Below are 15,336 nucleotides of genomic sequence, written 5' to 3'. Positions count from 1 at the left end.
ATTAAAGTATACCCATTTTAGTATATAATTTCGGCGGCATCGAAGATGCCGCCGAAATTATTTTATCATTAATCCTTTTAAGCTTTCAAAGCTGCAATTTCATCTCTCAGCTTGGCTGCTTTAATAAAGTCAAGATTTTTTGCTGCAGATTCCATTTCTTTTTGTTTCTGAGCAATCATTTTCTCAATATCTTCACTGGCATAAGTTGCTTTTGTTTCCGCTACTTTTTGGAGAATCTCTTTTTGGGTATATTTTTCATCAGGGAAGTCTTTGCTTCTTCCCACAAGATTTTCAGAAATCTTTTTATTTAAAGCTGTTGGCTTCAGACCATGTTCATCATTGTACTGCATTTGTTTAGCACGACGGTATTCGGTTTCATCCAGAGTGGCCTGCATGGATTTTGTAATCTTATCAGCGTACATAATTGCTTTTCCATTCACGTTTCTTGCGGCACGTCCCACAGTTTGTATCATTGATCTTCTGCTTCTCAACATTCCTTCTTTATCAGCATCCAGAATGGCAACCAGAGAAACTTCAGGTAAATCCAAACCTTCTCTCAATAAATTAACCCCAATCAATACATCAAAAAGTCCTAAACGAAGATCCTGCATGATCTGAATACGTTCCAGTGTTTCAACATCCGAGTGAATATATCTTGTTCTGATTCCGAATTTGGTAAAGTATTTTGTAAGTTCTTCTGCCATTTTCTTTGTTAGAGTAGTCACCAGAACCCTTTCATCTGCATCGGATCTTTTTTGGATTTCTTCCATCAGGTCATCAATCTGATTTAATGAGGGTCTTACTTCAATAATCGGGTCAAGAAGCCCGGTAGGTCGGATGATTTGTTCAATATAAGCTCCTCCGGTTTTTTCCAGTTCATAATCAGCCGGCGTTGCAGAAACATAAATTACCTGATTCTGAATGGCTTCAAATTCTTCAAACTTTAAAGGTCTGTTGTCCATTGCTGCCGGAAGTCTGAAACCATATTCCACCAATGCTTCTTTTCTGCTTCGGTCTCCTCCGTACATAGCATGAACTTGCGGAACAGTAACGTGGCTTTCATCAATAACCATTAAAAAATCTTTAGGAAAATAATCAATCAAACAGAACGGTCTTGTTCCCGGAAGACGGCCATCCAGATACCTAGAGTAGTTCTCAATTCCTGAGCAATAGCCCAGTTCTTTAATCATTTCAAGATCCAGTTCCGTTCTTTCCTGAAGTCGTTTTGCTTCTAATGGCTTTCCGACAGAACTAAAGAAATCAACCTGTTTTACCATGTCATCCTGAATGTCTTTAATCGCTCCATTTAAAGTCTCCTTCGACGTTACGAAAAGATTGGCAGGGTAAATCTGTATCTGATCAAAATTATCCTCTACATTGCCTGTAACAGGATCAAAACTTTGAATTTTTTCAATTTCATCTCCAAAAAACTGAATTCTGATCGCATTATCCGTGTAGGCAGGGAAAACATCAATCACATCTCCTTTTACACGAAATGTTCCTCTTTGAAACTCATTGAGGGTTCTGGCATACAATGCATTAACTAATGAATGGAGAAGAGCTGTTCTCGTCACCTTTTCACCAATCGCTATAGAAATTAATGATTTATGAAATTCCGTAGGGTTCCCGATACCATAAATACATGAAACAGAAGCTACAATCAAAACGTCTCTCCTTCCTGAAAGAAGACTGGCAGTTGCAGAAAGACGCAACTTTTCAACTTCTTCATTGATGCTCAGGTCTTTTTCAATATAAGTTCCTGTAGTGGCAATATAGGCCTCGGGTTGGTAGTAGTCATAGTAGCTGACAAAGTATTCCACTGCATTCTCCGGGAAAAATTCTTTAAATTCCATAAAAAGCTGTGCCGCAAGAGTCTTATTATGTGCCAATACTAAAGTGGGACGTTGTACCTTTTGTATTACATTTGCAACGGTAAAGGTTTTTCCGGAACCTGTTACCCCAAGAAGCGTTTGATATTTCTCACCGATCTCTATTCCTTCGGTAAGTTTTTCAATAGCTTGAGGCTGATCTCCTGTAGGTTTATATTCTGATTGAAGCTTAAAATCCATAGAAAAGAATGTATACAACAAAAATACGAAAGAAATTATTAGACCGTATAATGTTTTGTGGCATTATTTTTCCATTCATAGCCTACAATCACCTAATCATAATGCTATGAAAATCAATCAATTTTACATCCCTGTAGTAAGCCTTTTACTTTTTTTATCTTCATGCAAAGAGAATCATGCTAATGCTCAAAGGACAGGAAATGACGGAAGTGTGGAAACTGATAATCCTAATTCTGACTATAAGCCGGCATTTAAAGGGCAGACAAGAATTAAAGCTGTAAAGACAACCACAGCCTATAATGTTGAAATATTGAATAAAGATTTAGGAAGACCTTGGGGGATTGTCAATCTACCTGATGGAAAATTTCTCATCACAGATAAGAAAGGTTATATGAATGTTGTTTCAACAGATGGTAAACAAGTGTCTAAAATAGAAGGTTTTCCAAAGGTAGATTCAAAAGGGCAGGGTGGAATGCTGGATGTAGCGCTTGATCCTGATTTTAAAACCAACAATATTATTTACTTCAGTTTTTCGGAACCTTTTGGAAAAGGAAACTTAACATCTGTAGCAAAAGGTAAACTATCTGCAGATCTTAAAAATATTTCAGAAGTAAAAGTTATTTTCCGTGCTGAACCTTCTTATGACGGAGATAAGCACTACGGAAGCCGTCTGGCTTTTGATAAAGATGGAAATTTATTTGTCAGTACGGGAGAAAGATCAGACAAAGTTACCCGTGTATATGCGCAGAAAACAGATAATTATCTTGGAAAAATTTTAAAGATTACCAAAGATGGTAAACCTGCACCAGGAAATCCTTTTATTGGAAAATCTGGTTATAAACCTGAAATATATGCATATGGAATCCGAAATCCGCAGGGAATGGCTATAGATCCCAACGGAAATTTGTGGGATGTGGAAATGGGACCACGAGGTGGTGATGAAATCAATCTGATCCAGCCGGGAAAAAATTACGGCTGGGGAGATGTAACTTATGGGATTGAATATTCAGGAGATAAAGTAGGGCAGGGAATCACCCAAAAAGAAGGAACTGAGCAACCTGTCTATTATTGGGATCCTGTGATTTCACCAAGTGGTATTACCTTTTACACGGGGAATATTGATGAATGGAAAGGAAATCTTATTATCGGATGTCTGAGTGGTGAGCATATCAACAGAATCGTAATGAAAGATAATAAAGTAGTAGGAGAAGAACGCCTTCTTGCTGATCAGAAAGAACGTTTCCGTGATGTACTGAATGGGATGGACGGAAATCTGTATGCTGTAACAGACAGTGGTAAGCTTTATAAAATTTCAAAAAAATAAAAAAGCCTACAGAGATTTTCTGTAGGCTTTTGTAAGGAAGCTGGAGGCTGGAAGTTATAGTGGTTTAAAATGAATTTCTCCCTGATGTAACTTCCATCATCTGGCTTCCCTCATTTCTTAAAACTTAAAATTAAGTCTGGCAAAAACCTGTCTTCCGGCAAATCCCATCTGTACAGGATCAAAAATACCTCCGGCTTCCGTATTTCCGTCGGATACATGAGTGGTCTGTAAAGTAGGGTATCTGTTGAATAGGTTTTTACTACCTAAAGTCAGATTCAGGTTCTTACAGAATTCATATCCGAAAGAAAGATCGGTGGTAACTTTTGGATTATATACCTGTTCTGAGTCGTCATAGCCAATCAGCGTTACTTTATCAAACCTTACCATCTGAAGGTTTACATTGAATTTGTTGAGTCTGTAATTAAGGTTTAAATTCACTTTTGTCTTCGGAGCAGAAGCAAGAATGAATGCTTTTTCTCTTGAGCTCAGGTAAATGTCTTCTTTCCCTGCCAGTTGTTCTGAGGTATTCACTTTTGTGATTTCCATATCATTATAGTTTCCGGCTAGGGTAGCGGTCAGTTTTCCTGAACCGATATTTTCTGTATAGCTTAAGATCACATCAACTCCTTTTGTTTTCGTGTCGATGGCATTAGAGAAGAACTGTACCTGGTCAATAAATGGGTTCTCTGCCTGAACATCTGCCGGCAAGTCTGCTTGTGCAAAATATCCGGTCAGAACGATTCTGTTTTTTACCTGAATATAATATCCATCAACAGTTGCTGTAAATTTTCCTTTATTGAACGTAAATCCAGCACTCCCGTTTACAGAGGTTTCCTGTTTCAATTGAATTCCCAAACTGCTTGCAAGCTTGCTGTCATTAGCAGCAAGCTGAACAGTAACCAATTGACCACCTTGAAAATTGGTAAACTGCTGGCTGTAGTATTTCTGAGCCAGAGAAGGCGCTCTGAATCCTGTAGAAATGGAACCTCTGAAGGCAAACTGCGGAGTAATGGCATATCTTGTGGCAAATTTACCATTTAAAGTACTTCCGAAATCATTATAATTTTCAAACCTTCCGGCAATGCTTATCATCCAGTTTTTAGTCACATCCAATTCGGTGTCTACATAGGCGGCAAAATTATTTCTGCTTTTGCCAATATCAGTAGAATAGCCGGGAAACCCTTGTGAACCCCCTGGACGATAACGTTCAGGGTTAGAACCAGGAACTGTTACCCATAAATTTTTAGGAGTATCTTTTGTAACTACATTTCCATTGATATCATACATTGCGTAGGAGGCTTCTTCACCTTTGATAATGTCAAATTTTTCATGTCTGAATTCTGATCCAAAAGCAACGTTTAGCCCCTCCAGTACTTTAAACTGTTTTACAGCATTAAAACCAGTTGTATTTTGCAGCAATGAATGCCCTCCGGCATTAAAGCTTGTAGGTGATTTGACTCCTAAAGTTGCATTAATGGTATTATCTATCTGGTAGGTAAATCTGTTGTTGCCAAAAGCATTGTAAACATCTACATCCCAATCGGCAACCTTGAATTTTAAGCCATTGTCAAACGTGAAATCTGTAATACTAGTGTCTTCAATCGGGTTAAATCCTGTAGGATAAACTTCAGGAATATTACCATCTGCATCCGGTGTTCTGGTCCAGGCATAAGCCTTGGTATTTCTATGCGAAAATCCTTGGCGGGAATAGAATTTCAGTCCGTCTGATAAAGGAACTTCAATATTTCCGAAAAAGTAAATATTTTGAGCTTTTGCATCTCCGAAACGTTGTCTTGGTGCGGTATACATGTCAGGATTTGCGTTTCGTATCGCATAATCTTTGTTCATAAATTCTACCGTAAAGTTTCCAAAGCCTCCTTTTGAACCTATTTTAGTTCCCAGGTTTCCACTGAAATCAAAGGTATTTCCATCCACTTTATGGTCTGATACAACATCATTGTTTCCGGGGCTTTTGAAAAGATTCATTCCATAAAAAGCATTTCCTTCAAAACCTTTGTCTCTGTCATTCAAAATAACATTGATAACTCCTGCGATAGCATCAGAGCCGTACTGAGCTGATGCTCCGTCACGAAGAACTTCCACTCTTTTTATCGCGCCAATCGGAATGGTATTCATATCATATCCGGTGTTTCCTCTTCCTTTAGTTCCGAAAAGATTGATCAATGAAGACTGGTGATATCTTTTTCCATTTAACAAAAGTAAGGTCTGGTCAGGGCCAAGACCTCTTAACGTCGCGGGATCTACAGCATCAGCACCGTCGGATCCTGATTGTTTATTGGAGTTGAAAGAAGGTGCAGAAAACTGTAAAAGCTGGTTGATTTCCACCTGTCCCGTTGACTGGCTTACCTGTTTAATGTCTATAATATCAATAGGAACAGGCGTGTTTACAACTGTTCTTTTCTTGTTTCGGCTCCCGGTAATGGCAACTTCGTCAATTTTTGATTCTTTCAAAGTATCTTTTACCTGCTGGGCATAGGAGAAGGCAGAAACTCCAAGGAAAATAATGCTGATGTATTTTATTTTCATATTAATAATTTTGAGTGATGATTTAATCAAAATTATCAATATTTATTTTTAAATCAACACGAAAATAAAATATTTAGTATGGATATCTTAATTTTGTTTTGATTTGTGATAAATTCGGAAAAATAATAATCTATTATGTTAATTTAATTAAAATTTTTAATGTTAAAAGCTGGTAATGATTCTGTTAATTCCTTCTTCTAAAATTTCCTGGGATGTAGAAAAGCAAATTCTGATATGTCCCTCTGCTCCTTTTCCGAACCATCTTTCTGATCCGGGAACAATCGCTACTTTTCCATGTTTTAAGACGTGCTGGGCAAATTCATCACTGGACATTCCGTTTTCTATCTTTGGAAACAGTACAAAAGTGGCTTCAGGCAGATTAGAGGTTACAATTTCTGAACGGTTTAATAATCTGAAAGCAAGATCTCTGTTGCTCTGTAAGTGAGTCAAAAATTCTTTGTACCATGGTTTTGCTTTCTCCAGTGCTACACTTCCGGCAATCTGAGACAGCGTAGAAACCCCTTCTATTGTGGAGTTGAAATTGGATTTTTCTGTGAAGTCTTCAAGAATGTCCTGATCATTGCAGAGTACAGCCCCAATTCTTAATCCTGCTATTCCGAATGATTTTGAAAACCCATACACGGTAAAACTCTTTCTCTTTGCCTTCTCCGAAACGGAAGAATACGTATAAAAGTCTTTATGATCATAAATAATATCACTCCAGATTTCATCACTCATTACCCAAAGGTCATGAGAGGATGCAATTTCTGCTACTTTTATCAATACTTCTTTAGAATAAACTTTTCCAAGCGGATTGTGAGGATTGCATATGCTGATAAGTTTAGTCTTTGGATTGATTAATGAAACCAGTTTTTCAAAATCAATTTCTCCTGTTATCGTATCCACAGGGCAGAGCATTACCTTACCACCAGCAATTTCTACTGATTTTTTGAAAAGAAAATCTACAGGATCCAGAATAATGGCTTCATCTCCGGGATTGAGAACATAAGATGCAATAAGGAACATTCCCTGGGCAGCACTGTTGACAGCCAGAACATTCTCCGGTGAGAAACTTCCATGTTTTTCCATGTTAAAATGATCCGCAACGCTTTTCTTAAACTCAGGAAGTCCGGAAAACGGGCCATAGCTGAGGTAACCGTCTTTCAGGTATTCAATAATTCCCTGTTCTATTTCAGGTGCTGTTCTGAAGTCGGGATCAGCTGCCGTAAGAGGAATGATTCCGTCTTCGAGCGTAGCCCATCTTCCGTTATACGCCTTTCTTTTCAGGGCTTCAAAATTGATATCGTTATTGGTGAACATCATTATTTATAAGATATGGGTAAAATATTTTCTGTTTGTTGACTTAGCGGGAGCAGAAACTGATTGAGTAATATCCTTCCGTTGTTGATATGAACCTCGATTTCAGGTTTTCTCTCTACTTCGTACTTACTGAAAGCGGTCTGTATATTTTCTTCTTCAACTAAATGCCTAGTTAATAAGAGCGAATCTTTCAAAGCAGAGGTGACTCCCTGACTGGTAAATGGAATCAGTGGGTGCGCTGCATCGCCTATGAATACTGTGTTTTCCTGATAAAATGGATTGAGTTTTTCAAGTTCATAAACATTCCATAAATGTACATTTTTATAGTCTGATTTTTGGATGATTTCCGGGACTAGAGGATGCCAGCTTTCAAAAACTTCAACCATGTATTTTCTTAAGTTCTCCACAGAACATTCATTGATCATATATTTTTGGTTGTCAAACTGTGAATACCAAAGAACAATATCATCAGAAAGTTTAAGAATCCCGAAAGTAAGGCCTCCGTCTTCATGGTGAAACTTCATAAAATCATTTTCAACAGAATCTGCAATTTCTTTGTTTTGAATGATATTCACTACTTCACTTTCTCTTACTGCTCTCATTATTTCATCTTTAAAAAGATGTTTTCTGATCCGGCTTCTGGAGCCGTCAGAGATGACAGCAATGTCGGCATCAATAATAGTTCCGCCAGAAAGCTTCAGTTTGCCGTTCTGTAGATCATCAATAATGATGGTTTCTTCGTAGGTTATCTTTTCCGGAGCAATGTTTTGGGCTAATAAATTGATTAATGAGTGTCTTGAAATAGCGAAAACATGATCCAGTTCCTTTTCAGCCAAAACTTTTCCGGTATGAGAATACTTAATGTATTTTTTTAGAAAGTTTCCATGCTTGAGAAGCTGTTCAGGGTTAATAATCTGGTAAAGATAATCCATTCCTTCCTGTGGAATGAGAAAACCGTGACCTGCCAGATCTTCTTTTTTTCTCCTTTCGTAAATGTGGTAGTCGATCTTGTGCTTTTCTAAGTAATTCGCCATGCTCAAGCCAGAAATACCGGCGCCCACGACAGCAATTTTCTTCATTTTCGGAATAAAGTGTTTTTCAGGTTGGTTTTTTAAGTATTTTTTTAATCACTCTTAGGTAAGTGCAAAATTAAAATTAAAAACCTTCACTATTTCAAAAAATAAGTCAATTTGATTTTGATTTCATGAAAAATAAAACGAAAAGCATAAGATATACTGTGTAATAAAAATATATAATTGATTTATATGTGTTTATAAAAGGTGTTTGATCTCAATATCACAATGGTTTTTAGTTGGTTAAGTGATGAATTGTTTTGAGGGGATTAAGAAATAAGATTGTTTTTTGCAAACAAACTTTGAGTTTTTAGGCATAAAAAAAACCGGAAAAAATTCCGGTTCTATCATTAAGCTTTTTCAAGCTGAACAGTAAAGTGTCTTAAGATTTCCGGTTCCCACGTAATCTTGTATCCTTTTGCTATTTCGTCACGTCTTTCGTATACGTTTTTGATGGCGGCAGCAATATAATCCATATGGTTGTTGGTATACGTTCTTCTAGGGATTGCCAGACGTACCAGTTCTAACTTCGGATAACGGTTTTCTCTTGTTGCAGGATCTCTGTCGGCTAACAAAGTTCCGATTTCCACAGTTCTGATTCCTGCTTCCTTATAAATTTCAAGTCCTAAGGTCTGTGCCGGATATTCTTCACGGGAAACATTGGGAAGGAAGTTTAATGAATCGATGAATACAGCGTGTCCTCCGATAGGTTTCTGAACAGGAATTCCATATTCAATCAGCTTATTTCCAAGATATTCAACCTGAGAAATTCTGCTTTCAAGGTAAGCGAATTCAGTAGCTTCATCAAGACCTACCGCCAATGCTGCCATATCTCTTCCGGCCATTCCTCCATAGGTAATGAAACCTTCGTAAATGATCGTGAAGTTGGATGCTTTTCTGAAGACTTCTTCATTATTCAAAGCAATGAATCCTCCGATATTTACTAAACCATCTTTTTTGGAACTCATTGTCATTCCGTCTCCGTAAGAGAAAATCTCTTTACAGATGTCCTTAATGCTTCTGTTTTCCTGTCCTGCTTCTCTTTTTTTGATAAAGTAAGCATTCTCTGCAAATCTCGCCGAGTCAAAGAATACCGGGATTCCGTATTGGTCAGAAAGAGCTTTTACTGCTTTCATATTTTCCAAAGAAACAGGTTGTCCACCAGAAGAGTTACAAGTAATGGTAATTAAACAGAATGGAATGTTTTCTTTAGGGTGACTTTTATAAACTTCTTCAAGTTTTTCAAGGTTGATATTTCCTTTGAAAGGATGAAGATCATTAATGTCAAAAGCTTCGTCTATCGTACAATCAATAGCATGTGCCTTTCTGATTTCGATATGCCCTTTTGTCGTGTCAAAATGTGAGTTCCCCGGAACTACGTCACCTTCTTTTACCAATACTGAGAAAAGAACGTTTTCTGCAGCTCTTCCCTGGTGCGTTGGTAATAAATATTTGAATCCTGTGATTTTTTCAACGGTTTTTTGTAATTGTTCAAAAGAACGTGATCCGGCATAGCTTTCGTCTCCGGTCATCAAAGCAGACCATTGTTTATCAGACATGGCTCCTGTTCCGGAATCGGTAAGCAGGTCAATATAAACATGTGAAGATCTTAGGTTGAAAAGGTTATAATTAGCTTCTTTAAGCCATTGCTCTCTTTCTTCTCTGGTGGATTGATAGATTTCTTCCACCATTTTAATGCGGAAAGGTTCCGCGTACGGTAAATTCATGAGTTAAATTATGTTTTAAATTGTTTGTAAAGAAAATGTGCTTGAAAATAATTTTTCAAAATTCATCAATGTTATAAATAAGGAAGGAAAAGAGATTATTCCGGAGCCTTAAATATATTTTCATCAGAATGGAATCCGGCTACACCGCCGCTCACTGCAAACTTCATGGCAGAAGCTGCTGTCATTCCCACTACAGGTTTGATGTTTTTTTCTTCAGTAACAATTACCCAGCCCGAGATGGCGTACGAGTGGGGAAGGTATACCGCAACGTAATTATGCTTGTCAACGTCCGACATTTCTTTTTGAGTTAAAAATCCGATTCTCCAGATTTCCGGATTCTCGTTGGTTTTTACCCATACAGGATCGTTGAATTTTTTCTTGTCGCCTACGAATGAAGACATGACATCTTTCGTAGGAGTGTAGATGTGTTTTACTCCCGGAGTTTTCTCCAGTAAGCTGTCCATGGTATCGAAAAAGAATCTTCCAACCACGAACTTATTTCCTAAATATCCTAAAATAGCGGTAAAAAGTATAATAGATACGAATACAAGCCCAGGAATCTGCTTTGCCAGAGAAGGAACAAGATTGTCAATCGCGCTTACAATATACCAGATCACAAAAATGGTAAGCCCGATAGGTCCAATGATAACCAATCCCTGAAAAAAGTTTTTCAGGAACATATTGGCGATATTTTCAAAGCTTGGCTTCTTCAAGGTGTATTCTTTACTATTCTTATTTTAACCGTGGATGGTTTCTTTATTTCCGTAGGATTTAATAATATTGGCTTCATATTCCAGCCATTCTTCCCAACGTTTGTTTACTTTTTCCGGATCTCCGAGCTGTCTTGCAAATCCGATGAAAGTAGTATAATGATTGGCCTCAGAAATCATCAGTTCTTTGTAGAAAACCTTAAGTTCTTCGTCTTTGATATTTTCCGTAAGAACCTTGAATCTTTCACAGCTTCTGGCTTCAATCATAGCGGCAAAAAGCATTTTGTCTACGATGAGGTCTTCTCTGCTTCCCTGTATAATAAATTTTGCCAGTTCATTCACGTAATCATCTTTTCTTGCTCTTCCAAAAGTAAAACCTCTTTTTTTGATGATCTCGTGTACCTGGTTGAAGTGATCGAGTTCCTCTTGTGCAATGGCAAGAAGTTCGGTTACAATCTCAGGATATTCCGGAAGCATCGTGATCAGGCCTATAGCATTGGTAGCTGCTTTTTGCTCGCACCAGGCATGATCCGTTAAAATTTCTCCAATGTTTCCTTCTGCAATATTTGCCCACCTTGGATCGGTGGGTAGTTTCAACTTAAACATGTTGTAAAATTTTTGTAAATTTAAACAAATTGAGATAAGAAATGTGACTTTAATTTCAATTTGATCCTTAAAGTCTTAAGATGCGGTCTTTTTTCTTAAGAATTCCAGAATATTCCAACCCGTGGCATCTACTTTTTTCAATCCTGCAGAAATAATAAAAGCTAAAATGATATTAATTCCATAAATAATGAGCATCAAAAGCCACCAAGGCATATTTTCTTTTAATGGAACGACCAGAAAATAGACAATCGAAGAGCTGATTCCCTGCGCAAAATAGAAGAAAATAGCGTTCTTTCCGATATAGGTAATGAAGTTTTCTTTTGTTATTTTCAATCGGTTGTAAAGAACAAATAAGGTCGCCAGAGAGAATAATGCCCAGATGATGTAAGGGATTTTTGGCGGAAATTTATTTTTGTTGATTTTATAGAAGATGTCTCCTCCATAGTACCAGAACATCCATATAAGTGCTACTCCTATAAGTCCATATAATACAGGTATTGCTTTGGCAGGGATCTTTTTTCCCCGCATTTTGTGGCCGATTAAAAATACAGCAAAATAGAAAGCAACGTATCCCACCTGTCCTGTCGGATAATATTCCGGGAAAATGTTGAATAATAAGGTTAAAGCAATACAAAGTCCAATGAACCAATTGATATGTTTTGGAAAAAATCTTAGGATAAGCACTCCGAAAACGGTGAGTACATAATATACTTTAAGATACCAGAAACTTCCCATTACTACAGGAAAAGTATCAGCATTGGTGTACTGATGAAGATACCAGTTTCCCAGATTTTCCCATTGAGGGTATATAGAAATGCTGGTTGTAGAATATTTTGAGCCAAATGTAGAGTAAAAGCTCTGAAGCCATTCCGTAGAAAAGAAACTCAGGCCAAACACTTTAAAAAAGTAATCTAAAAAGAACAGAAAAGTCACAAAAATCATATAGGTAATCTGAAGCTTCAGAAGACGGTATAATGTTTTTTCAATATTGGCTCCCGAAGTAATACCGCTGAGTGCATAAAAAAGGGCTACATCGAAAACGAGAGAGAAAACTCTTACCTCTGCGGGAATATAAAATTGCCCAGACCAAAATGCTGTATGGATAAATATGATGGAGAGTGTTGCCAGTCCCTTGGCAAAATCAATGTAGAGATCTCTGTTCATTATAGTTATTTGGGTGTTTTTTTGCTGTTTCAAAAATACAAAGAAATTGATTGGTTAAAATATAAAAGCTTTTAAAAACAAAAAAAGGGGCGGTACATACTGCCCGCCTCCTTTCTTAAATATGCTAAAAATGAATGTTCTCGTTTATTGAAGATGTTTAAATTCTTCTGCAGAAATTTCTCCTGACTGAATTTTTCTAAGCTCATCAATATATTGACTCATGTATGCGTCAATTTCTGGATTTACAGTGTTTTTAGCCATCTTGTAAGTACCATTTAATACTCCCTGATAGTAATAGAAAAAGTTGTAATCGAAATTGGATGCATTAAGATCATACTGTCCTAAAAGGAATCCTAAACGAACTGCTGATCTTCTCTGTGCAGGTGTTCCGTGATGGTTTACATTGGTTGTCTGATAGTCGCCAATGCTTTGAGCAAATTCATAAGCTGCTGCAATTTCTGCGAAGCTGGTTTTATTGTATCCATTAGGTCTTCTCAAATAGTATCCGGCAAAACCGTCGGCTTCAAGCTCGTTTGGTCTGTACGTTGATTCTGATACAGAAGGGAGATTGAAGATGTACTGCAGTTGATGCCCGTACTCATGGGCAAGGATCATTGCGTTTACAATATCACCGCCTTTAGCTTTTGCATCATAATAGATAGCATAGCCGTAATAAATTCTTCCATTGCCATAAGATATAGCATTGTAGGTAGAATTAAAATTAGTAGGGTCATTTACAAATCTCAGAAGAGGATTGCTTCTTCCCCACATACTTGCAATTTTAGTCATTTGTGTATTCATAAAATTGGTGTCTGTGGAGTTTTGAAGCCCTGTCAGTAAAACTGAATTAGTACTCCAGTTGTTGTCTACATAAGAACAGATTTTTTCAAGATCCCCGGGCTGATCAATTTTTGCACTGAGTGCTTCTTGCTGAGGTTGAACATTGTTGTCCATTTGGTCATCACTACATGCTGTTAATGAAGTAACAGCAATGGCGCCTGCTAGTAAGCAGAGATTAAAGTTTCTTTTCATATATAAATTCAATTTGGTAAAACGAAGGTATGAAATTATCTCTTAAGTGTGAGTACATTATTGAAAAAAATTATTCAAAACATAGTGAATAGGATTTTAATTAAAAAAACATTGCTTTGATTGTAAGCTAATTAGAAATTTATATGTATATTTGCACCTCGAAATAACTAAAAATTTATAAACAATGTTTGCAATTGTAGAAATAGCAGGGCTTCAATACAAAGTTGAGCAAGACCAGAAGTTGTTTGTAAACCGTTTAAAAGGAGATAAAGGAGGAAAAGTTTCTTTCGATAAAGTTCTTCTTACTGTAAACGGTGCAATCACTGTAGGCGCCCCAGCTGTAAACGGAATCACTGTAGAAGCAGAGATCCTTGACCACGTTAAAGCTGATAAAGTAATCGTTTTCAAAAAGAAAAGAAGAAAAGGTTACAAAGTGAAAAACGGTCACAGACAATCTTTAACTCAAATCGTAATCACTGGTATTACAGGTTTTGAAGGTGTAGCTAAAAAAGCTGCTGCTAAAAAAGAAACTGTGAAAGGTGAAGTTCTTTCAGACAACGCAACTGTTAACTTTGGTGAAGATCATGAATTGAACTATCACTTAAAGAAAAACAACTTGTCTCAGTCTAAGGAGAACAGAGAAACTTTAATTACTTTAGGTAAAGCAGTTAAAGTTGAATTAGAAAAGAATATTCTTACTCACGAAGAAGTAGATGCTGCTATCATTAAGAATATCGATCAATTTAAAGCACTTAATAAATAATCCAGTAATAAAATGGCACACAAGAAAGGAGTCGGTAGTTCCAAGAACGGTAGAGAGTCTCACTCTAAAAGATTAGGTGTGAAGATTTTCGGAGGACAAGAAGCTATTGCCGGAAATATTATTGTTAGACAAAGAGGTACTCAGCACCACCCAGGTGATAACGTGGGAATCGGTAAAGATCACACTTTGTTTGCATTAGTAGATGGTAAAGTAGTTTTCAGAAAGAAAGCAAACAACAGATCTTTCGTATCTGTAGAGCCAAACGCATAATTTAAGCGTTTTATAAAAATTAAAACCTCAGTTTTTACTGAGGTTTTTTTATTGGCTGGTTTTCAAAGTCTTCATTTATTCGTGAAATATTTTATATTTGTTAACTGTTCAGTTTTGAATCAGTTGCAATAGCCGAAAAGCAAAAGAGTAGGCCTATATTAAAACGAAATATCCATGAAAAATGTAAGAAAATTAACCAGAAAGAATTTAAAAGAAGTAACCGGAGGTGTTGCAGCAGAGTGTCCTTCCATGTTTCAGTCCTGTGATGAATGGTGCAGATGGTCTCCATGGCAGAAATCACACTGCATGCTTTCTCAGCCATGTGCAGAATGTTTTGAATAGTATCAGAAATTATAAAAAGAATCTTAACAAGTAGAGCTGAACCTGTAAATAGTGTTCAGCTTTTTTATAATTAAAAAACGTTAAATGATATCTCCATTAAGTGAAATATTGATATATTTGTCCGTAAACCAATAAGGAATCATTGCGGAAGCCGAAAAGCAAAGAGAGTAGGCGACAAATAAAACTAAACAATCATGAAAAATTTGAAAAAATTAACGAAAAAGAGTCTTAAAGAAATCAATGGAGGAACGGCTTTAGCTCTATGTCCACCAAAGCCAATAAGATCTTGTGACATCTGGTGTGGGATGACTCCAGAGCAAAAAATGCGTTGCCTTCTTGATGTAGAAGAGCCTTGCGAATGCTTTTAATCTTCATTTCAGATTTTTATA

The 15,336-nt window shown here is 36.9% G+C and carries 14 protein-coding genes; 5 read left to right on the top strand and 9 right to left on the bottom strand.

Annotation, left to right across the window (positions count from 1 at the left end; all coding sequences use genetic code 11):
- Positions 1–77 precede the first annotated feature (77 nt).
- Positions 78–2,069: an excinuclease ABC subunit UvrB gene (gene uvrB, locus BUE84_RS22415; RefSeq protein ID WP_079243566.1), complete on the bottom strand. Its 1,992-nt coding sequence runs from the start codon at positions 2,067–2,069 to the stop codon at positions 78–80.
- Positions 2,070–2,175: 106 nt separating this feature from the next.
- Here uvrB and BUE84_RS22410 point away from each other — a divergent pair, with 106 nt between their 5' ends.
- Entirely contained in the window at positions 2,176–3,393 is a 1,218-nt protein-coding gene (locus BUE84_RS22410) for a PQQ-dependent sugar dehydrogenase (protein WP_079243565.1), read from the top strand.
- A 117-nt stretch (positions 3,394–3,510) separates the two neighbouring features.
- On the opposite strand, the gene BUE84_RS22405 is transcribed toward BUE84_RS22410, so the two are convergent.
- From BUE84_RS22405 to BUE84_RS22370, 8 genes are all read right to left on the bottom strand, one after another.
- Positions 3,511–5,940, bottom strand: a complete 2,430-nt coding sequence (locus BUE84_RS22405; RefSeq protein WP_079243564.1) for a TonB-dependent receptor plug domain-containing protein — start codon at positions 5,938–5,940, stop codon at positions 3,511–3,513.
- A gap of 162 nt (positions 5,941–6,102) precedes the next feature.
- The gene (locus BUE84_RS22400; protein ID WP_238594314.1) at positions 6,103–7,263 is read right to left on the bottom strand and encodes a pyridoxal phosphate-dependent aminotransferase; all 1,161 of its coding nucleotides are present in this window, start codon (positions 7,261–7,263) and stop codon (positions 6,103–6,105) included.
- The gene (locus BUE84_RS22395) at positions 7,263–8,339 is read right to left on the bottom strand and encodes an FAD-dependent monooxygenase (RefSeq protein WP_079243562.1); all 1,077 of its coding nucleotides are present in this window, start codon (positions 8,337–8,339) and stop codon (positions 7,263–7,265) included. The genes BUE84_RS22400 and BUE84_RS22395 overlap by 1 nt, the downstream gene beginning before the upstream one ends.
- Positions 8,340–8,683: 344 nt before the next feature.
- A complete protein-coding gene (locus BUE84_RS22390; RefSeq protein ID WP_034692767.1) occupies positions 8,684–10,060 on the bottom strand; it encodes a tryptophanase in 1,377 nt (458 codons plus the stop codon).
- Between the two features lie 95 nt (positions 10,061–10,155).
- On the bottom strand, positions 10,156–10,773 hold the full coding sequence (locus BUE84_RS22385; protein ID WP_034692765.1) for a DUF502 domain-containing protein: 618 nt from the start codon (positions 10,771–10,773) through the stop codon (positions 10,156–10,158).
- Positions 10,774–10,797: 24 nt separating this feature from the next.
- Positions 10,798–11,376 carry a tRNA-(ms[2]io[6]A)-hydroxylase gene (locus tag BUE84_RS22380; RefSeq protein WP_079243561.1) on the bottom strand — a complete coding sequence of 193 codons (579 nt, stop codon included), beginning with the start codon at positions 11,374–11,376 and terminating at the stop codon, positions 10,798–10,800.
- 75 nt (positions 11,377–11,451) lie between these two features.
- Positions 11,452–12,540 (bottom strand): acyltransferase family protein, encoded by a 1,089-nt coding sequence (locus BUE84_RS22375; RefSeq protein WP_079243560.1) that lies wholly within the window; start codon positions 12,538–12,540, stop codon positions 11,452–11,454.
- Between the two features lie 144 nt (positions 12,541–12,684).
- Positions 12,685–13,572 (bottom strand): metalloprotease, encoded by an 888-nt coding sequence (locus tag BUE84_RS22370; RefSeq protein WP_079243559.1) that lies wholly within the window; start codon positions 13,570–13,572, stop codon positions 12,685–12,687.
- Positions 13,573–13,756: 184 nt separating this feature from the next.
- Between BUE84_RS22370 and rplU the strand changes: the two genes are divergently transcribed.
- The 4 genes from rplU to BUE84_RS24500 all read left to right on the top strand — a co-directional run bounded on the left by rplU (position 13,757) and on the right by BUE84_RS24500 (position 15,315).
- Positions 13,757–14,335 (top strand): 50S ribosomal protein L21, encoded by a 579-nt coding sequence (gene rplU / locus BUE84_RS22365; RefSeq protein WP_079243558.1) that lies wholly within the window; start codon positions 13,757–13,759, stop codon positions 14,333–14,335.
- A 12-nt stretch (positions 14,336–14,347) separates the two neighbouring features.
- Complete coding sequence (gene rpmA / locus BUE84_RS22360; protein WP_002984034.1) at positions 14,348–14,605, top strand: 50S ribosomal protein L27; 258 nt, start codon at positions 14,348–14,350, stop codon at positions 14,603–14,605.
- Positions 14,606–14,779: 174 nt separating this feature from the next.
- Positions 14,780–14,947 carry a bacteriocin-like protein gene (locus tag BUE84_RS24505; protein WP_158521393.1) on the top strand — a complete coding sequence of 56 codons (168 nt, stop codon included), beginning with the start codon at positions 14,780–14,782 and terminating at the stop codon, positions 14,945–14,947.
- Positions 14,948–15,150: 203 nt separating this feature from the next.
- Positions 15,151–15,315, top strand: a complete 165-nt coding sequence (locus BUE84_RS24500) for a hypothetical protein (protein WP_158521392.1) — start codon at positions 15,151–15,153, stop codon at positions 15,313–15,315.
- Positions 15,316–15,336 lie beyond the last annotated feature (21 nt).

The sequence above is a fragment of the Chryseobacterium indologenes genome (genome assembly GCF_002025665.1).
GTDB classification, from domain to species: domain Bacteria; phylum Bacteroidota; class Bacteroidia; order Flavobacteriales; family Weeksellaceae; genus Chryseobacterium; species Chryseobacterium metallicongregator.
Note: the sequence above shows the minus strand (reverse complement) of the source record. Positions and strands in the feature narration are given on the sequence as shown.